This window comes from Streptococcus ictaluri 707-05 (assembly GCF_000188015.2).
Lineage (GTDB): Bacteria > Bacillota > Bacilli > Lactobacillales > Streptococcaceae > Streptococcus > Streptococcus ictaluri.
The window spans coordinates 92,781-111,729 of the sequence record NZ_AEUX02000001.1 but is presented as its reverse complement, the minus strand read 5'-3'; the positions used below and the strand labels follow the sequence as shown (position 1 = coordinate 111,729).

Below are 18,949 nucleotides of genomic sequence, written 5' to 3'. Positions count from 1 at the left end.
ACTTACAGTATAGTCCTTTTGGGCTTTTTATTGTATTTTGAGATTAACTAGCACCACGGGTATTATTTATAAAATTTCTAAAAGAAAGAAATATAATCAAAATAATCACAAAATAAAAAATTATATTAAAAATCTTATTTACACTCTTAAATTCTAGTTGTGATTCACTTATTCCGATCATTACTGCCATAATTCCTATAAAAAGTGTCAATACTAATTCAATAATTATATTAAATGTATAAGTTTCAGTTATAAACGTTAAAATACCTGTTAATACTAAAAGTTCCTTAAATTTACTTTTTACTATGAGATTAATCTTGTTATTTTTAGAAGCAAGAACTAATGGAAATAGGACAAATAATAATGCATAAACGTAATCTTTAATATACCAATTTGACATATAAAAATTATATTTTTCGCAATAGTAATATACACCAAATGCTACAAAAAAATTATATAGTAGTATCCATCTAGAAATGGGAGATTTAAGTATATCTAAAACACTTTTAGCTAAAGACGATATCAAATCCAGTCCGACTAACTTTTTATAATAAAGGATAATAAAAAATATAGTTCCCCATATAATTATTGCTATTTCTCTAGTTGTCATTATTCTTTTTAAAATTATCTTTTATGATATATAATCTTAGTATCTCGGATAAGCGAAGAATTCTTTTTCTTCGAGTCCTGTTTGCCCCTCTTCGAAAAGCTCTTGGTTCCACTCTAGTCCAAAATCGAATTGACTCTCATCTTCTAGAAAATCCATTAAATCACTATGACCTTCTGTTGCCACATCATTTAAAAATTGAGCAAAATAGGCTAAAAATTCACGTGATAAGCCTCTTTTAGGTTCATATGGTATGGTCACCAGATAATCTTCAGCATTAAACTGTGATTTTTGAGGGTTGTAAAAGAGCACATAATCTTCAAAGACGATGTCTTCTTTGGAGACTTGTCCTTGGTCATCCACGGTTTCAATAGCGTCTTGATTTTGTGCCTCTAGAACAAAGGTCACTTCTACAGCATGATTTTTTTTATCCCAATCCATAGCATAATCATACTGAAAGTGTTTGTCCATTTCTTCTTCTAATACTGATAAAAAGCCAAATTTTGCCATGTCATCATCCTTTTCTTTCTATGTAGTAAATGTTTTGTTTAAGCTTTCATTATACGTTTCTAAAAACTCAAAAGCAAATCCAACTTAAATGTCAAAATAACCATCTTTGTCAGCTGGCTGAAAGATAGCTCTAATCCCTTCGATGACTCCCAAAAGTCCTGGTATCAAGGTCCATGAGAAAATCAAATAAAGAATCCCTTTTCCATTTTGGCCTGCATAAAATTTGTGTAATCCAAACTCACCTAAAAATAGCGCTAATAAAACATAAATCACTTTGTTTACTTTTCGTTTCATAAGTTTTCCTTTGTCATTAGGGACCAGCTCTTCACCCTAATCCTTTCCTACTGTTAGTATAACAAATCTTTCTAGAAGTCGTACGAGGGTCGCATCTTTTTGTCAGCTAGACCTTATCATGTTAAAAGAAATAACTTAAGCTTAGTGCTACCATTTATCACTAAAAACTGCACTTTTGGGCAATTTTCTATCATTTTTAGAGCTCTTGTCATACTTTTTTCCTATCCACCTGATTCAAATCATGTCACCTAGGCTCTCTCTCCAATGTCAAAAGACATTACCTACCCCTTTTGTGGCAATCATCATGACACGTCATGTTAGTAAATTATGATATAATTTTGGTATGCACAAGAAAACCATTATTGATTTTAAAGAACTTGGTCGCCGCTATCTCTTTCAATCTCCAATTAAAGAATTAGTGGCTAACTCAATAGACCAAGTTGGGCAAGTGATAGAAGCTGTCAACTATTACCAAGACTTAGGCTACTATGTTGTAGGATACCTCAGCTATGAGGCTGCTTCTTATTTTGATGCCAACTTAGAGACTCATCACCACCCTCTAGGCAAGGAATACTTTGCCTATTTTACTGTGCATGAGACTTGTCAAATCGAAGCACTTCCAAGTACATATGATAGTATTGTTATCCCTAAAAACTGGGTCAGTCAAACCCAGAAAGAAGTCTATCAAAAAGCTATTGAGACCATTCATGCGCAGATGAGACAAGGCAATACCTATCAAGTTAATTATACCATTCAACTGCAACAAGACTTAACTGCCAATGACAGTTTAGCCATTTACAACAAATTAGTCATTGATCAAGGAGCTGGCTACAACGCCTATATCGCTCACGACGACTTTGCCGTCATCTCAGCTAGTCCTGAGCTTTTTTTCAAGCAAGAAGGCAGGCAGCTGACAACCCGTCCTATGAAAGGCACCACAAAACGTGGGGTCAATTTGGAAGCCGACCAAGCTGAACATGATTGGCTACAGTCCGATGCTAAAAATCGCTCTGAAAACATGATGATTGTAGACCTGCTGCGTAATGACATGGGGAAAATTTGCCAAACCGGTAGTGTATCAGTTACCCAGCTCTGTCAGTTAGAACAATATTCCACCGTTTGGCAGATGACCTCAACCATCGTTGGCGACTTAAAGGATCATTGTCACCTTAAGGATATCTTAAGAGCCCTTTTCCCTTGTGGTTCTATTACAGGAGCTCCCAAAGTCTCCACCATGTCTATCATTAAGCGCTTAGAGCCAAAACCCCGAGGAGTCTACTGTGGCAGCATCGGCATTTGCCTACCTGATGGACGACGTCTCTTCAATGTTCCTATTCGCACCATCCAGTTAAGTCATAATAAAGCCACCTATGGGGTCGGCGGTGGTATCACTTGGGAGAGCCAGTGGCAGGCTGAATTTGCTGAAATTGAACAGAAATCCTCTGTTCTTTACCGTAAAAAAACAGCTTTTACACTTAACACAACAGCTAAAATCGACAATCAGGCTATGCTTTATGGTAATGAACATGTCAAACGCCTCAAAGAATCAGCCCATTATTTTGATTTTCCTTATAACGAAGCAGCCTTAACCTCCCAAATCAAGAGCTATTTACAAGGCAAAGACAAGGCAAGCTATCGCTTATCGATTGCTTTGACCAAAGAGGGAGAATTCTTGCTAAGTGATCAACCCCTCAAACCACTTTCTAAAAGCTTTTTAAAGGCTAAGCTGGTGCGTCAAAATAAGAAGGTAGAAACAGAATCCTTCACCTACTTCAAAACCAGTCACAGGCCACACATTGATCCTAAAGCTTACGAGCAAATTTTTGTCAACGCTAATGAAGAGCTACTTGAGACTTCTATCGCTAATCTTATAGTTAAAATCGATGGCAAGCTCTATACCCCACCTACTTCTCTAGGCATTTTACCAGGTATTTATCGCCAAGACCTGCTCAATAAAGGGCTCTTAGAAGAAAAGCGATTGACCATCTCTGATCTCAAAAAAGCAGAGGCCATCTATGGTGGCAATGCCGTTCGAGGTTTATACCAACTTACACTAGACGATTTTTCGATTTCTTAAGGAAACTATGATACTCTTAATTGATAATTATGATTCATTCACTTATAACCTAGCACAGTACCTGAGTGAATTCGACGAAACCATTGTGCTCACCAATGAAGACCCCAGCTTGGTTGAAACAGCGGAAAAAGCGGATGCTTTAGTCTTTTCACCTGGACCTGGTTGGCCAAAAGAAGCTCATCAGATGCCTGACTTAATTCAAGAATTTTTTGATCAAAAACCCATTTTAGGCATTTGTCTAGGCCATCAAGCTATCGCTGAAGGCATGGGGGGCCAACTTCGGCTGGCTAAAGAAGTCATGCATGGAAAGCAAAGCCAAATGCAAAGCTACGGCCCTGCTAGCCTTTTTAAAGGCTTAGCTTCTAAGCAGACGGTCATGCGATATCACTCCATTGTAGTGGACCACTTGCCGGAGGGTTTTATCGCCACAGCTAATGATTGCAATGATGGAGAGCTCATGGCCTTTGAACATCAGACACTACCTGTCTATGGTCTACAATTTCACCCTGAAAGTATTGGAACACCAGAAGGGATGGCCATGATTGCTAACTTTATGGCCATTGTAGCCAAACACAAGTCATGATAAGGACGAAAGGAGGGCTCAAATGCCTGATAATTTAGCGCTCAGAATGCGGCCTCGCAATATCTCAGAAGTCATCGGCCAAAATCATTTGGTAGGCGACGGAAAAATTATCCGTCGTATGGTAGAAGCTAATATGCTGTCTTCTATGATCCTATACGGTCCTCCAGGAATCGGGAAAACTTCTATTGCTAGTGCCATTGCAGGCACTACAATGTATGCTTTTCGAACTTTCAATGCCACTGTTGATAGTAAAAAAAGACTCCAAGAAATTGCTGAAGAAGCCAAATTCTCTGGTGGCTTAGTGCTCTTACTCGATGAGATTCACAGGCTTGATAAAACTAAGCAAGATTTTCTCTTACCGCTTTTAGAAAGTGGTAATATCATCATGATTGGGGCAACTACTGAAAATCCTTTCTTCTCGGTCACCCCTGCCATTCGTAGTCGCGTGCAAATTTTTGAGTTAGAGCCTTTGAGTATAGAAGCTATTAAAGCTGCCATAAAATCTGCTATCCAAGACAAAGAAAGAGGCTTTGCCTTTGATATCCTATTAGATGATGAGGCCTTAGACTTTTTAGCTACTGCTACCAATGGGGACTTACGCTCCGCCTATAACTCACTGGACTTAGCCGTTATGTCTACTCCTGCAGATGACAAAGGAGTGCGTCATATTACCTTAGACGTCATGGAAAATTCCTTACAGCGAAGTTACATTACCATGGATAAAAATGGGGATGGACACTATGATGTCCTCTCTGCTCTACAAAAAGCTATTCGTGGCTCAGATGTTAATGCCAGTTTACATTATGCCGCACGATTAGTTGAGGCTGGTGACTTACCTAGCCTAGCTAGAAGACTAACCGTTATCGCTTATGAAGATATAGGACTCGCCAATCCTGAGGCTCAGATTCATACCGTGACAGCACTTGAAGCGGCTCAAAAAATTGGGTTCCCAGAAGCCCGCATTTTAATTGCCAATGTGGTGATTGATCTGGCACTGTCGCCTAAATCAAATTCTGCCTATTTGGCTATGGATGCAGCTATTAGTGACCTTAAAAAATCAGGAAACCTTCCTATTCCAAGGCACCTACGTGACGGTCATTATAGTGGCAGTAAAGAACTGGGCAACGCCCAAAACTACCGTTACCCCCATAATTATCCGGAAAAATGGGTCAAACAACAATACCTGCCTGATAAGTTCCAAGGAAAAGATTATTTTATACCTAATGACACTGGCAAATATGAGCGAGCCCTAGGCAGTAACAAAGAGCGAATTGACAAGCTTTCTAAACCCTAATGGACAACTATCATGAGAAAACGGTTCCATTACTTATCTTTTTGACTTGAAAAATTTTTAAAAAGTGGTATCATAATTACAAAGAAACATTGCTGTGGCATACGAGTCCACATCTAAGTGTTGACCGACTATTTCGTTGTATTCCGGGAAACAAAGTTCCCTTCTAGTCTGCAAGCCGTTTCACGCGGACGCAACTTCCAAGAAGGGGCGCGTTACCCACCTGCTTATGTTGTGCGGGATCAATACAATAAGTGGACCACCGGTGCCAATACAGCATTCTTGCCTCCTTAGCTCAGTTGGTAGAGCAGTAGACTCTTAATCTATGGGTCACAGGTTCGAGCCCTGTAGGGGGCACTAATAATATAGTTAAAAACCTTGATTTTAAAGGTTTTTTTCTTTGTTTTTTAAAATTTGTTCTAAATTTGTTCTAGAATTATTTTTTTCAAAAATTATCTTTAAGATACTAAATCTCTAACAGTTTCATATTCCTTATTTATTACTTCTGTCAAAACATGACCATAAGTTTCAACTAACTGTGTGATATCCTTATGCCCCATTAACCTTGCAACTACCCAAATATCAACACCCTTAGCCAATAAATAGCTTCCATAGGTATGTCTAGCACCTGTTGCACTCATTTTTGAATCAATATTTAAGACATGTAAAACATTTCTCAAACTTTTATTAATGGCACTATTTGACGACACACCGTACCTATAGTCATAAAATATTTGATTATTAATATTTACAATTTTTAAATTCTTCAACATAACTTGCTGATCATCCTTCAAACGTCTTAAGATTAATGCTAAAGACTGACTAATAGGAATAGTACGAATAGAAGTTTTTGTTTTAGGTGGACTAAAGGTTCCTTTATCGCCACTAAATCTTCTATACGTCTTGATTTCTAGATCATCAAAATTAACATCATCCCAAGTTAACGCTAAAGCTTCACCTACTCTTAAACCAGTTTTAAACAATACTAATAAGAAAAAATAAACAATACCCATGGTGCTAGTTAATTTCAAAATATCTCAAATTGTAAGCTAGTATGATTTGTTCAATCCTCAATTGCAGCCCTGTCATGCCCCTAGCCAGTGTTCGTTCCATATCAAAAAGGGAACAAAGTTCTGAAAATCTAGTCTCAATGGTTCGTCTCATAGCCATTAGTTTCCAATGATTATGCTGTTTAGCCCCTTCCATATTTTGACGCAAGGGAGTCCAGAGGTGATAGCCATTTTGCTTCAACTCATCTTTCAGCTCACGGTTAAGGTAACCTAAGTCTGCTAAAATGACGGATTGTTCACACCTTTCTAGCAACTCGTAAACTGCCTTAATATCATGAACAGAGGCTGGGCTGACAACATAATTCAGAATGTAGCCTGATAAGGTCACTAGCATGTGAACCTTAAAACCGTAAAACCACATATGTTTAGAGGCGGTGTAACCAATATTAGCTATCCCATTGAAAAGTCTGACCCTGTGGTTACGAATAGATTGACAAAGTGGCAAAGGAAAGCTGTCTATAATAACAATGGTATTGGGAGAAATTTGAGTGTTCATTGCCTGACGAATCACTTGAACCAGCCAAATCAACTGTCTTGCACGCCTATTAAAGCGACTTCTTTCTAGTAATGTACCGCAGGGAAATAGCTGACAAATCCTATAAAAGTGACGTTGTGATTTAATACCTAGTTCAGCTTGTAATAGCAGTAAAACTAGAAGAGATTGGTCTGAAACTTTGGACAGACAGACGTTACGACGGTGCTTGAAGTCTTCCGGACAATAATCCTGATAAAACTGAGAACAAATTTTTGATAATTGACGCATATTCCATTGTAAGTGATGGGATTTAGCTGTATACTGTAAGTGGCTCATTTGGACTAACCTCCTGTTTGTGTAGGCACTTACAGTATAGTCCTTTTGGGCTTTTTATTGTATTTTGAGATTAACTAGCACCACGGGTAAACAATACTATTTGAATAGTCTAGATTGCTTTCCAAATAATATATTACTTTCTCATAATCAGAAATACTATGTAAATATTTATCATCCGATTCTTTAACAGATTGCTTTCCTGCTATTACAACACCATCAGTAAAATCATTCAATAATATGCCATCTCTTTTTGCAAATTGAATGGCTTTTTTTATATCCGAATTTAACCTCCTAACATGATTCTTAGTGTATTTTTCAGCATACATATTTAATTTTCTTTGATAAGCACTATGTTTTATTTTGTTAACTTTCTGATTACCAAAAAGCTTACGAATTACTGAACCCCTAATAAAATATTTATTTTTAGTAGTCTCTGCTAAATCACTAGGTTTAATAATTAAGCTATACCATTCAAACCATAGATCATATAAAGTTATATCAGAGGATATAGAATTTACTAGTGACTTCTGTTGCTCCATCTTCATAGCTTCATTCATTGCCTCACGCTTTGTTTTAAAACCTGAACCAGAAGCAACCAACTCACTTTTTTCATTAAATATTCTATAATCCCATAATTTCTTTTTACCTCTTTGTCTATATGTTGCCATTTTTCTCCTTTCCTAGACATCAAGGAATTTATCCTCAATATTATATCATTTAATTATTTAACAAAATAGAACCAAAATTTTCTTCAAAATATTTCCTAGCTCTAGTTGCTAATATTTTATAATGGCTACCTTTACCCTTAGGATAAACAATAAAACCGTTTGGATTAATTGATAAATCCACATCCTTTTTAATATCTGGATTTAATAAGATATCATTAATTAATTTTGACCTACCAAGTCCCAATAATTCTTGTAAGTTATCAATATCCCACCATTTTCCTTGTTCATTATCACTTATTAAATCTAAATACTCCTCTTTTGAAATAACAACAACATCATCTGGTATTGAAATACTAACATTAAAAACCTGTTGCATACTCATTCTCCTTATAATTTGATTACTCCGAACGTTATTTCTTACGTAAGTTGTCAAGTCAAGTGCAACCAGTTCATAGATAACTAGAGTTCCAGATGTTAAGCTGTTCGGGATAGCTCAAACAGGAATTTTGAGGATTAATATTGAAGAAGTCGTCTTGGGCGCTCATTGATGGCAGTAATATAATTGTCAAGTTCTTCAGAGGTTAGTGGATTAAGTGAGACTCCTTTAGGGACATATTTTCTGAGGAGGCCATTGAAGTTCTCGTTTGTTCCTCTCTCATGTGAAGAATAGGGATGTGCAAAGTAAACTTCAACAGCTTCTAAGTTTGAGAGTAAACTAAACTCAGAACCATTATCCGCTGTGATGGATGCTATAGGATACTGACTGATGAGATGCGTGACAGCACGGTTAATGGTTTGGGACTGCTTGTCTTCTAGCTTAACTCCTAGTGCATAGCGTGTCTGGCGCTCTACCAAAAGTCAACATAACAGCTTCACCTTTGGTTTTCTTGCCGAGAACCAAATCAATCTCCCAATGCCCAAATTCAGAACGATCATTAATATATTCTGGACGTTCTTCGATAGATTTACCTAAAGTCTTCTTATTCGTCTTCATGACTTTCTTAGAACGTTTTCTGATACTAACCATCTTAGGCAAATCGATTGGTTTAATAGCTAATACCCCCTCTTTGATATAACGATAAATCGTTTTGGTAGAGGGGACGACTTCTTCAGGATGGTTCACTTTGTAAGTCTGAACAAAACTATCCACACTATGGAGACGAATGTTAGCCGTCAAGGCAGATTCTAATTGTTCAATGAACCTAGCGGAGCAGTCATTCAACTTGAGATAAAAACTCTTTTGACGATTGGTTTCATAGACACGTTGCCCACTATCAGCGAAATAGGCGTTGAAGAAGGTTTGTTTTCCATTCTTATCCTTTACCTGTTCTACTGAACCACGTTTTATTTCTCGGCAGATTGTAGAACGGTGACGACCCAAGAGTCGAGCAATCTCAGCGGGTTTCTTTCCCATTTTAAGATAAGCAGCAATTTCACCCCGTTCTGTGGCTGAAAGATGAGAATAGGATGATTTTCTGGTAGAATTAATGTTGGACATGTTCATCTGCTTTCCATACTGAATTGGGGAATTCTAGTATATCAGACGAACATGTCTTTTTTGTTGCACTTCATTTTACAACGCGGGGACTTTTCTTCTATTTAATAAGGGGAACTATTAACTCTTTGAAGGGTTTTAAACGTGTAAAGGGTAAGAAGGATACTTATCAATAAAAAAGATAGACTAATCCAATCAACCAGAAGCCATACAATCAAAACTGCGACGATGCCACGACAGATAAATGTCCCTATTTGAAAAAGAGTCATAATGCCAGACATCAATAAGGCTAACCGTTCTTCTGGAAAAGAATTCATTAGTAAGGCTTGAAACTTGGGATTTAACATACCAGAGACAATCATTAACATCCCTAAGCTCAAGTAGACACCAAAAATCCAGTGGGTATAGAGGGATATAAAAAGCAAGGGCAAGCCTAAGGTTTGTAAGCGAATCAGTAAGCTTAAATCACAGTTTTGAAACAGAGTCATACTTAAACATGCTCCCAAAGTCCCACCAAAGATACTACAGCAGCTGATTAACGCTAACGTCATGACAGGATTAATGATTAAGAAAGTTGAATCTTGTTTTATTAAAATAGCAACCACAATGGATAAGATACTGAGACTTCCATTCAATACTGGAGCAATAAGTAAACATTGTTTGATCAAGGGAAGTGATTAAGACTCGTTGATAGCAAATTTAACTTGATTTCGCAAATCTTGCCAAAGACTCTTCTCACCCTTTTTAACCATCTGAACAGGACGATTAGCTAAAAGATGATATAAGTTCGAGGAGACCTTAAGGATAACTAAAGCACTAATCGCAAAGGTGGCCGCATTTATTAAAGCCAAAGTAGAATAAGACACAACGGTCACAAGAACAGCTCCAAGAGCTTGAAAACCTAGCAACAAGATAGCACCTAGAGCCTGACTAAAAGTGAAAAGGCAACACTTTTCTGTACAACATTTATAAAGTGCTTTTTTCTTTAAGCAATTAATCTCCATGTCATGGGTGTCTGGTAGCTGAGACTGCCATGAATGCGATGGTAATTCCACCAGTGCACATAATCTTTCGTTTTAAGGATTAATTCTTCCAGTGACTGAAAGGTTTCTTGATGAATAAATTCAATTTTGAAAGCGCGATAGGTGCTCTCAGCTACCGCATTGTCATAGGGACAGCCTGCTTGGCTTAGAGAACGATTGATTCCAAAAGCTTCCAACATGTCATCAATCAGCTGATTATCAAACTCCTTCCCACGATCAGAATGGAAGATCTTGACCTTGGTCAGAGCGTAAGGGATGCTCTGAATCGCTTGTTTAACCAATTCGGCGGTCTTATGCCAACCAACTGACAAACCGATGATTTCACGATTGAAGAGATCAATAATCAAGCAAACATAAGCCCAGCTATTACCGACACGAACGTAGGTTAAGTCTGTTACTAAAGCATTTAGAGGCTTTTCTTGATGAAATTGTCTGGCTAAGTGATTAGGAATAGCTGCCACATTCTTCCCTTTTGAATGTGGCTTGAAGGCTGCTTTCTGATAAACGGATACTAAGTTGAGTTTGTGCATGATGCGACGAATCCGACGACGAGACAGCTGGATGCCTTCATTTTCCAAACATTTCTTGATTTTCCTAGCCCCGTATCTGGCCTTACTTTCGAGAAAAATAGCTTTGATATTTTCTTCAAGTTCCGCTTCAGAGACTGGTTTAACAGCCTTGTAGTAATAGCTAGAACGAGGAATGTTCAACCAACGACACATGGCTGAAATGCTATATTTGTCTTTATTAGCAGTGATTACTTCTCTTTTCGTGCCATAATCACCGCCGCTTGCTTTAGGATATCTAACTGCATTTCGAGTTCTTTATTACGCTTTCGGAGTTCAATCAGTTCACGCTGCTCATCTGTAAGATTATCAATAGTTTTAAAGGAACCAGTTGTTTTAGCCTGACGTACCCACTTATCGAAGGTTGATGGGGTTAACTCATATTCTTTGATAAGCTCACTTCGTTTCATCCCTGCATTGTGAAGGTCAACGATTTGTTGCTTAAAGTCATCGGTGAAGTGGCGACGTATTTTTCTAGACATAATATTCTCCTATTTTCTTTAGTGTAGAACACTTTATAAATTCTGTCTAGTTTAGTGTAACCTATTCAATTTTCATACTGTCCAGTTAAATCTGATAAAAGGTTTAACAAAGCAAGCGCAAAGACAACGGCAATACTCGGCCTAAAAGAGACCACAGAGGCTACCACAAGATAAACGAAAACACGAAAGGTTAGGGTATACAGAATTGTCCTGGGTTTATCAATCGTCCTGTCTGCCAAATAGCCCATCACAAAACTAGTCAAAATGGGCAAAGCTTCTGAGACACTGACAATGGAAACCGCTAGCTTGTAACCAGGCATCTGAAGAACATAGGCCATTAAGGCAAGGTAAAACATCACATCCCCGAAATCTGATAGTTTGTTACTTGCAAATAAGGTCAAGAATAATTTATTTTGTAGAATAGCTTTCATTTCACACCTTTTATTTCCAGAATATTCAGTCTATTTTTGCAGATGAAAAGAGCAGAAGAAAATCACTGCTCTTAAAGGTTAAGGGTCGACTTCTTTAGACAGTCTCTATAACAAGACTCGAACACAACATATCAGCTTCAACAACAAGAGTTTTTTCACCACTCTTTAGAGCCATATTTTTATCAAGGGAGCTAAACAATTGATCTCCCTTTATCTCTACTTTCCATTCTTTAGGAACATAGAGCGTCAGACTTGAAAAAGCGGCATTAATCTCACAGAACACTAAGTCTAATAGCATTTCAGTTTCATCAAAATAGATTGAGGCATCACTAAAGATAATATCAATGGTTCTCTGAGAAGACTGAGACGCATTCATATAATAATCGTAATGTCCAAAAGACTTCCGAGAGCTCTTGCCCACTAAATCTCTAAAAGACAGGTCTTTTTTAAAAAGAAGGGAAAAACCCAATACAATTAACAAACCGATCAGAAATAATAGCCAACTGGAAATTGCTAGCCAATGACAAAAATCATTTAATCTGATTAACAGTAATAATGACAGGATACTAGCTAATACCCATCTTTTTTTAGCCAAAACAAATAGCGTGATAAAACTGAGTAAGCTAAACCAAATTAATGTCCAAACGGATATTGGAATTAAACCAAATTGTTCCTTAAGAATGAGTAAACAAGCCAATAACAATAAGCTAACCCCTAATAATTTTCGTTTCATCTTATTACTTTACCTCTCTAAGTGTCTCTTTTAAAACATGATAGTAGTGTCGTGACACATGAACTTTTTTGTGTGTTTTATAAAACTGAATGGTACTAGTCCCTGAGAAGGAACGTTCTAAAGCATAAATCGAACGTGTATTGACAATTGTAGCTTTTGCTACTCGACAAAAATAGTTGGGTAAATAGCTTTCCAGTTCATAAAGTTTCAACTTTACCTCGTAGGCCTCATCTTTAGTATGAGCAAATAGCTTAGGAGAGTTTGTTTCAAAAAAGAGGATTTCCTCCAGTTTAATAAAATATTCACTCGTTCCTTTATAAAAGGATAATGGTGATTTTTCTAATTGGAGAAGCATTTCTTGGATTTGTCTCACTCGGTCAGTTACGTGAGAGGTTTTTATGATGACTTCAACATCTTGGTAGCTATCATCCAAGTCAAGCCTAACTTTCATCGTCTTCTCCTTTCCTTTATCACTCAGGCAGCTATTGCTTTCTTAACCCTTCAGTTCTTAACTCTATTATAGCAAGCATCTCATTCAAAACAAGGCTTTTCCAGTAAGTGGTCATTTTTTAGCAATAAGTGGTCTTAATCACATTCTAAAACGATAAAAAAAGGAACCCCTCTCGTCCCTTTTGACTAATATGCTATTTTTCAAAGACTTGTGTCATCTTTCCAGTATCCACATCGTAGACGGCACCGTTAATAATGACATCATCAGGAATTAGAGAGGAGGCTCTTAGCTTAGCCATATCCTCTCGGACACTGTCTTCCACGTCTTGAAAAGGAAGGAAATCTTGTCCTGTAACATCAACGCCTAAGTGATCATGAATATGCTTGGCAAAGCCTTCATTAGTAAAAGTCTGCGCACCACAATCTGTATGGTGAAGAACCACAATCTCTCGCGTTCCCATTTGTTGTTGGGAGATAACTAAAGATCTAATCATGTCTTCGGTGACACGTCCGCCAGCATTCCTTAAAATATGAGCATCCCCCAAAGCAAGGCCAAGCGCCTGTGCCACGTGTAAGCGCGAATCCATACAAGTGACAATCGCTACTTTAGTCTTGGGTTTTAAGGGCAGATGAGCTGTCCCATGCAAGGCCACATAAGCCTGATTGGCAGCCATAAAATGTTCAAAATAAGACATTCGTTTCTCCTTCATCTTCTTAAAAGATTCTGTTTAACTGTGTCTTATCTTATCATGAAGCTAGTTTGCTGTCTAAGAATTTGCCTATTTTGAATGCAATGTTCGGGAAATTGTGTGACAAAAGTATTCAAAAAAGGCCACTCCAAGTAATGACTCCTAGAGTAGACCTCTCATTTGCTATGACACCTATTTTATCTCATTAGTAAAAGAATGGTATATTTATTTAGCTAAAAACAGCTTTTAAAACCTGACCAACCGTAGTCACTCCGACAACCTCAATACCCTGAGGGATATCAATGCCTTGTAAGGCATTTTTAGGGGCATAAATCTTGGTGAATCCAAGTTTGGCTGCTTCATTAATCCGCTGTTCAATACGTGTCACTCGCCTGATTTCACCTGTCAAACCTATTTCACCTAAGAAGGCTTCTTGAGGGCTAGTTGGCTTTTCTTTATAACTTGACGCAATGGCCACAGCCACAGCCAAATCAATAGCAGGCTCATCTAACTTAACGCCTCCTGCTGATTTTAAGTAGGCATCTTGATTTTGTAAGAGTAAGCCACAGCGCTTTTCAAGCACCGCCATAATTAAACTGACCCGATTAAAATCCAAGCCTGTTGTCGTGCGTCTGGCATTGCCAAAAACTGTTGGTGTCACTAAAGATTGCACCTCTGCTAAAATAGGACGACTGCCCTCCATCGTCACAACGACAGCCGATCCTGTTGCCCCATCTAAGCGTTCCTCTAAAAAGACTTGACTAGGATTTAAGACCTCTACCAAGCCGCCAGATTGCATTTCAAATATTCCAATTTCATTGGTCGAGCCAAAGCGGTTTTTGACCGCTCTTAAAATACGAAAGGTATGGTGACGCTCACCTTCAAAATAAAGAACCGTGTCCACCATGTGTTCCAGCATACGAGGACCTGCCAGGGTACCTTCTTTAGTAACGTGACCCACGATAAAGGTAGCAATATTGTTGGTTTTTGCCAGCTGCATCAATTCTGCAGTCACTTCACGAACTTGACTGACTGAACCTTGCACCCCTGTAATATCTGGACTCATAATCGTCTGAATAGAGTCAATAATCAAAAAATCTGGAGCTAGTTTTTCAATCTCTACTCGGATTTCTTGCATATTGGTTTCGGCATACAGATAGAATTCATTATCAATATTTCCCAAGCGCTCACTACGCAGTTTGATTTGCTCGGCAGATTCTTCTCCTGAAACATATAAAACCGTCCCCTTGTTAGCCAACTGGGTTGATACTTGTAAAAGTAGGGTTGACTTACCAATCCCTGGGTCTCCACCTATCAAAATAAGGCTACCTGGGACAACACCGCCACCCAGAACTCGGTTAAATTCAGCCATATCCGTCTGAGTTCGATGATAACTAACATTGTCCACATCTTTTAATTTGATGGGGCGACTTTTTTCTCCCGTCAAACTCACACGCGCATTTTTAACTTCTTTAACGGCGACTTCTTCAACAAAAGAGGACCAAGCCGAACAGTTAGGGCAACGTCCTAGGTATTTTGGTGACTGGTAGCCACATTCTTGACAAATAAAGGTTGCTTTCTTCTTAGCCATAGTAATCTCCCTCCCCTAGACAAGACAAACCCATTCGTAAAGAATAGGCCTGCTGTCATAAGCATTTTTGTTAAATCGCTTTACTGTCCTGTCGAACCAAAGCCACCTGTACGGACACCATCTGCTTGGTCACCGTCTGCCACTAAAAAGGGCATAAAGACACCCTGTACAATGCGTTCTCCGACTTCTAACACCACGGTTTGATCTGTCACATTCTTCATTTGTGCAAAAATATGACCTTCATTGGCTTCATTTCCATAATAGTCACCATCAATAACTCCAACAGAGTTAATCAATACCAATCCTTTTTTACGAGGGTTTGAGGAGCGATCATATAAGTACAAAACCTCACCATCTTGCATGTAAGCTTTCACCCCGGTTGGTACCAAGGCAATCTGACCAGGTTCAATTGTTGTTTTTTGAGCGACTTTCAAGTCGTAGCCCGCAGCATGACTAGTTTCACGCTTTGGCAATAAATTAGTATCAGTCAGTGTTGAAATAAGTTCAAATCCACGAATCTTTGACATTTGTCTTCTCCTGAGCTAGTCTGCTCATTTCCTTTTTCTTTTTTAGTCTTCTTATTATAGACTATTCGTAACTGAATAGCAAAAAGAGGCTATGCCCAAGAAATACCTTGCTTGGCTAGCAATTTTTTAAATTTCTTTCCCCTGATAAGTGAAGAGAATCTGAGGAAAATCTTGATTTAAGGTCTTATCTTGCAGAAATTGCCTGGCTTCTTTGTTGACTTGTACGAGATCCACTCCCTGTATTTTGGCAGCATAGACACAGCCACAATAGCACTGACGATAGACATCGTATTCTTCACACATCTCAACAGAACGTCGATAGCCATTATTTTTCTTAAAATCACTTGGGAGGTATTTAGTAGTGTAAACCTTTTGCACATCAATCCCTACATCGTTGATAATTTTCGAGTTTTTGTGGGGATTAATGGTCAAGGCACTGGCAAAGTAGTCAAAGCCAAGCTCCACGGCTTTTTGAGCAGTCTTGTCCAATCGATAATCAAAGCAAACCCGACAGCGGTCGCCTCCTTCTGGTTCTTCTTCCAAGCCTCGAACCAGTTGTTTGTATTCGTTAGGCACATAGTCCGCTTCAATAAAGGAAACGGACTGCCCTGTCTTAGCATTAAAGTCTGAAATAAACTGTTGGGTCACATAGGACCTACGGTGATACTCAGCTTTGGGGTGAATATTAGAATTGGCAAAATAGACGGTAATATCGGCAAATTCTGTCAGGTATTCTAGCGTGTAGGTAGAGCAGGGCGCACAGCAAACGTGCATTAAAATGCGAGGTCTCACTGCTTCTTTAGCCCAAGACTTAGTCATTTCTTGCATGACGCGATCATAGTTTATTTTTTGATTAGGATTCATTTTAGACAGAATCTCTTGTAAGTCAATCATGTTTTTCTTTTCCTCAGTAAGTTTCCTATTATTATATCATATCCTTTACCATGCCCGACACGTATACTATAACAGTTCTTAAAATCATATTAAATTAAGCTAGCTTAATTGTTATTATCTTAAAAAAGAATTGATTTTTATTTTAGAAAGCGTTATCATAAACGTATTAAATGAAATAGATTGACTATTTCAGAAATGAGGATTTTTATGGAAATGAAACTTATTGGTCTTGTCGGCACCAATGCTAGCCGTTCTACTAATCGTAAGCTTCTTCAATATATGGCGCATCACTTTTCAGATAAAGCAAGCATAGAACTTGTGGAGATTGCTGATCTTCCTATGTTTAACAAACCTGCAAGCAAAGAACTTCCTGAAAGCGTGAAACGTTTAGCCAGTAAAATCGAAGCATCTGATGGCGTCATTATTAGCACGCCAGAATACGATCACTCTATTCCAGCTGTTTTGATGAATGCCTTAGCTTGGCTATCTTATGGCATTTTCCCTCTCTTTAACAAGCCCGTTATGATTACTGACGCTTCTTATGGTACACTTGGCTCTTCTCGTGCTCAGCTACAGCTGCGTCAGATTCTCAATGCCCCTGAATTAAAAGCAACCGTCTTACCAGATGAATTTCTCCTTTCTCATTCCTTGCAAGCTTTTGATGACAAGGGTAATCTCTTTGACTTAGACACCATTAAAAAGTTAGATGCTATTTTTGATGATTTCCGTATCTTTGTTAAGATTGCAGGGAAACTATCCAATGCACAAGCGCTTTTACGAAAAGACGCCGAAGACTTTGATTGGGAAAACTTGTAAAACAAGAGAAAGAAGGAATGAGTATGAAATTTGTTGGGATCGTCGGCTCAAACGCCGAAAAATCATATAACCGTATGCTATTAGAGTTTATTCGTCGACAGTTTAAACTCAAGTTCGAGCTAGAACTTTTAGAAATCAAAGACATTCCCATGTTTAATCAGGACAATGACCAATCAAACTCCTTTGCTGTTCAATACTTATATAATAAGATTACACGTGCAGATGGGGTTATCATTGCCACACCAGAGCATAATCACACCATCACACCTGCTCTAAAAAACGCTTTAGAGTGGATGTCCTTTAACTTACATCCTCTTGAAAATAAACCAGTTATGATTGTTGGAGCCTCATACTACGATCAAGGAACGTCTCGTGCTCAAGTACACTTGCGCAAAATTCTTGATGCACCAGGCGTCAACGCCTACACCTTACCTGGCAATGAATTTCTCTTAGGCAAGGCCAAAGAAGCCTTTGACGATAAAGGTAATATTATCAACGAAGGTACAGTTAAATTCCTTGAGCTTTGCCTTGATAATTTCATCAAATACGTAGGAGTTGTATCAACCTTGAAAGTTCCAAAACCTATTGCACCTGAAGACTTAGATGCCGGAAAACCTATCGCAACAACCATTACAGAAGTTGATCCCGATGATCCTGAATGGCTAGAAAAAGCTTCTAAACTCGTCAATGCAGTTGAAGGAAACACCTATGTCAAGTTAGACAATGGTCTTTTAACCGTTGACCAGATCAACATTTTTTAAAAGCCATGCCTTTTGAGTTGACTTTTGCTGACGATAACAATCAATTTCTATATTATAACAATGCCCATCAAGATCCTGAAACCATGTATGCTAAGCGAGTACCTGCTCAAGTGGGTAACCGCATGTCAACCGTTAACGGTTCTCTTCTACCTGCTCGTATGAAAAATGTGGAATGGGTGATTGGTACCTTGAGAAATGGCAATCAAGAGTACGTGAGAACCATTGTACCAGGCTCACCTGCTGAGGTTATTAATACCCACAATTACCAAGCCATGTATTATCCAGATGGCTCTTATGCTGGTATCAATGAAATTGTCTTCAACTTTAAGCCGTGGCTTGACTGGTACCTTAAAGAAACTGGTCAGCATTTAGCCGGTGGCAAAATCAATCCTCTTATGCCTGTCCATGCTGTTGATGCCACCTCGGGGGCATCTGATGCCGGCGGGAGTGCTAGTCCAACATTAGCTGCTGAAGCTGACGCCGTCTCAAGGGCATCTTCTCACTAATCATTAGCCTAAACAAAACAAAAAACCAAGACCAGAAAAAGCTGGTTTTGGTTT

The 18,949-nt window shown here is 38.4% G+C and carries 19 protein-coding genes, 1 tRNA gene, 1 other RNA gene and 4 pseudogenes; 7 read left to right on the top strand and 18 right to left on the bottom strand.

All coding sequences use genetic code 11. The features are described from left to right. Positions 1-43: 43 nt before the first annotated feature. The 3 genes from STRIC_RS12050 to STRIC_RS00550 form a co-directional block, all read right to left on the bottom strand. On the bottom strand, positions 44-610 hold the full coding sequence (locus STRIC_RS12050) for a hypothetical protein (protein WP_008087336.1): 567 nt from the start codon (positions 608-610) through the stop codon (positions 44-46). Positions 611-646: 36 nt separating this feature from the next. After that, a complete protein-coding gene (locus STRIC_RS00555; RefSeq protein ID WP_008087238.1) occupies positions 647-1,117 on the bottom strand; it encodes a DUF3013 family protein in 471 nt (156 codons plus the stop codon). Positions 1,118-1,201: 84 nt separating this feature from the next. Next, positions 1,202-1,411 carry a TM2 domain-containing protein gene (locus tag STRIC_RS00550; protein ID WP_008087134.1) on the bottom strand — a complete coding sequence of 70 codons (210 nt, stop codon included), beginning with the start codon at positions 1,409-1,411 and terminating at the stop codon, positions 1,202-1,204. A gap of 343 nt (positions 1,412-1,754) precedes the next feature. On the opposite strand from STRIC_RS00550, the gene pabB reads away from it, so the two are divergent. The 5 genes from pabB to STRIC_RS00530 all read left to right on the top strand — a co-directional run bounded on the left by pabB (position 1,755) and on the right by STRIC_RS00530 (position 5,719). Further along, a complete protein-coding gene (gene pabB / locus STRIC_RS00545) occupies positions 1,755-3,488 on the top strand; it encodes an aminodeoxychorismate synthase component I (protein ID WP_008086931.1) in 1,734 nt (577 codons plus the stop codon). 7 nt (positions 3,489-3,495) lie between these two features. Next, on the top strand, positions 3,496-4,071 hold the full coding sequence (locus STRIC_RS00540) for an aminodeoxychorismate/anthranilate synthase component II (RefSeq protein WP_008087170.1): 576 nt from the start codon (positions 3,496-3,498) through the stop codon (positions 4,069-4,071). 22 nt (positions 4,072-4,093) lie between these two features. Next, positions 4,094-5,365 (top strand): replication-associated recombination protein A, encoded by a 1,272-nt coding sequence (locus STRIC_RS00535; protein WP_008087264.1) that lies wholly within the window; start codon positions 4,094-4,096, stop codon positions 5,363-5,365. An 86-nt stretch (positions 5,366-5,451) separates the two neighbouring features. Further along, positions 5,452-5,646: non-coding RNA, 6S RNA (ssrS, locus tag STRIC_RS11670), on the top strand. Next, positions 5,647-5,719, top strand: a tRNA-Lys gene (locus STRIC_RS00530). It begins immediately after the preceding RNA gene. A gap of 101 nt (positions 5,720-5,820) precedes the next feature. On the opposite strand, the pseudogene STRIC_RS00525 reads toward STRIC_RS00530, so the two are convergent. The 15 genes and pseudogenes from STRIC_RS00525 to STRIC_RS00455 form a co-directional block, all read right to left on the bottom strand. Next, positions 5,821-6,369, bottom strand: a pseudogene (locus tag STRIC_RS00525) (site-specific integrase); the annotation flags it as partial. A 10-nt stretch (positions 6,370-6,379) separates the two neighbouring features. After that, complete coding sequence (locus STRIC_RS00520; protein WP_008087066.1) at positions 6,380-7,243, bottom strand: IS982 family transposase; 864 nt, start codon at positions 7,241-7,243, stop codon at positions 6,380-6,382. 86 nt (positions 7,244-7,329) lie between these two features. Beyond that, positions 7,330-7,911, bottom strand: a pseudogene (locus STRIC_RS00515) (site-specific integrase); the annotation flags it as partial. A gap of 49 nt (positions 7,912-7,960) precedes the next feature. Then, positions 7,961-8,287, bottom strand: a complete 327-nt coding sequence (locus STRIC_RS00510; RefSeq protein ID WP_008087205.1) for a DUF771 domain-containing protein — start codon at positions 8,285-8,287, stop codon at positions 7,961-7,963. Positions 8,288-8,424: 137 nt separating this feature from the next. Then, positions 8,425-9,409: pseudogene (locus STRIC_RS00505) on the bottom strand (IS30 family transposase). Positions 9,410-9,510: 101 nt separating this feature from the next. Next, entirely contained in the window at positions 9,511-10,041 is a 531-nt protein-coding gene (locus STRIC_RS11505) for a hypothetical protein (protein ID WP_234944176.1), read from the bottom strand. A gap of 42 nt (positions 10,042-10,083) precedes the next feature. After that, positions 10,084-10,314 carry a hypothetical protein gene (locus STRIC_RS11500; protein WP_008087112.1) on the bottom strand — a complete coding sequence of 77 codons (231 nt, stop codon included), beginning with the start codon at positions 10,312-10,314 and terminating at the stop codon, positions 10,084-10,086. A 77-nt stretch (positions 10,315-10,391) separates the two neighbouring features. After that, positions 10,392-11,497 (bottom strand): IS3 family transposase gene (locus STRIC_RS00495; protein ID WP_156033561.1). Its coding sequence is split into 2 segments (ribosomal slippage): positions 10,392-11,221 and positions 11,221-11,497, totalling 1,107 coding nucleotides; the frame shifts between segments, so codons are not numbered across the junction. 65 nt (positions 11,498-11,562) lie between these two features. Continuing rightward, the gene (locus tag STRIC_RS00485) at positions 11,563-11,928 is read right to left on the bottom strand and encodes an MFS transporter (RefSeq protein ID WP_008087016.1); all 366 of its coding nucleotides are present in this window, start codon (positions 11,926-11,928) and stop codon (positions 11,563-11,565) included. 94 nt (positions 11,929-12,022) lie between these two features. After that, complete coding sequence (locus tag STRIC_RS00480; protein WP_008087391.1) at positions 12,023-12,661, bottom strand: hypothetical protein; 639 nt, start codon at positions 12,659-12,661, stop codon at positions 12,023-12,025. A gap of 4 nt (positions 12,662-12,665) precedes the next feature. After that, positions 12,666-13,112, bottom strand: a complete 447-nt coding sequence (locus STRIC_RS00475; protein ID WP_008087318.1) for a LytTR family DNA-binding domain-containing protein — start codon at positions 13,110-13,112, stop codon at positions 12,666-12,668. A 193-nt stretch (positions 13,113-13,305) separates the two neighbouring features. After that, positions 13,306-13,806 carry a beta-class carbonic anhydrase gene (locus tag STRIC_RS00470; protein WP_008087070.1) on the bottom strand — a complete coding sequence of 167 codons (501 nt, stop codon included), beginning with the start codon at positions 13,804-13,806 and terminating at the stop codon, positions 13,306-13,308. Positions 13,807-14,029: 223 nt separating this feature from the next. Beyond that, positions 14,030-15,391 carry a DNA repair protein RadA gene (gene radA, locus STRIC_RS00465; protein ID WP_008087207.1) on the bottom strand — a complete coding sequence of 454 codons (1,362 nt, stop codon included), beginning with the start codon at positions 15,389-15,391 and terminating at the stop codon, positions 14,030-14,032. A gap of 80 nt (positions 15,392-15,471) precedes the next feature. Further along, positions 15,472-15,918, bottom strand: a complete 447-nt coding sequence (locus STRIC_RS00460; RefSeq protein ID WP_008087285.1) for a dUTP diphosphatase — start codon at positions 15,916-15,918, stop codon at positions 15,472-15,474. Positions 15,919-16,044: 126 nt separating this feature from the next. Continuing rightward, the gene (locus tag STRIC_RS00455) at positions 16,045-16,812 is read right to left on the bottom strand and encodes an epoxyqueuosine reductase QueH (protein WP_008087044.1); all 768 of its coding nucleotides are present in this window, start codon (positions 16,810-16,812) and stop codon (positions 16,045-16,047) included. A gap of 213 nt (positions 16,813-17,025) precedes the next feature. On the opposite strand from STRIC_RS00455, the gene STRIC_RS00450 reads away from it, so the two are divergent. Together STRIC_RS00450 and STRIC_RS00445 are read left to right on the top strand one after the other, a co-directional pair. Beyond that, positions 17,026-17,628 (top strand): NADPH-dependent FMN reductase, encoded by a 603-nt coding sequence (locus STRIC_RS00450; RefSeq protein WP_040831745.1) that lies wholly within the window; start codon positions 17,026-17,028, stop codon positions 17,626-17,628. A 17-nt stretch (positions 17,629-17,645) separates the two neighbouring features. After that, positions 17,646-18,895, top strand: a pseudogene (locus STRIC_RS00445) (NAD(P)H-dependent oxidoreductase). The last annotated feature ends 54 nt before the right edge of the window (positions 18,896-18,949 follow it).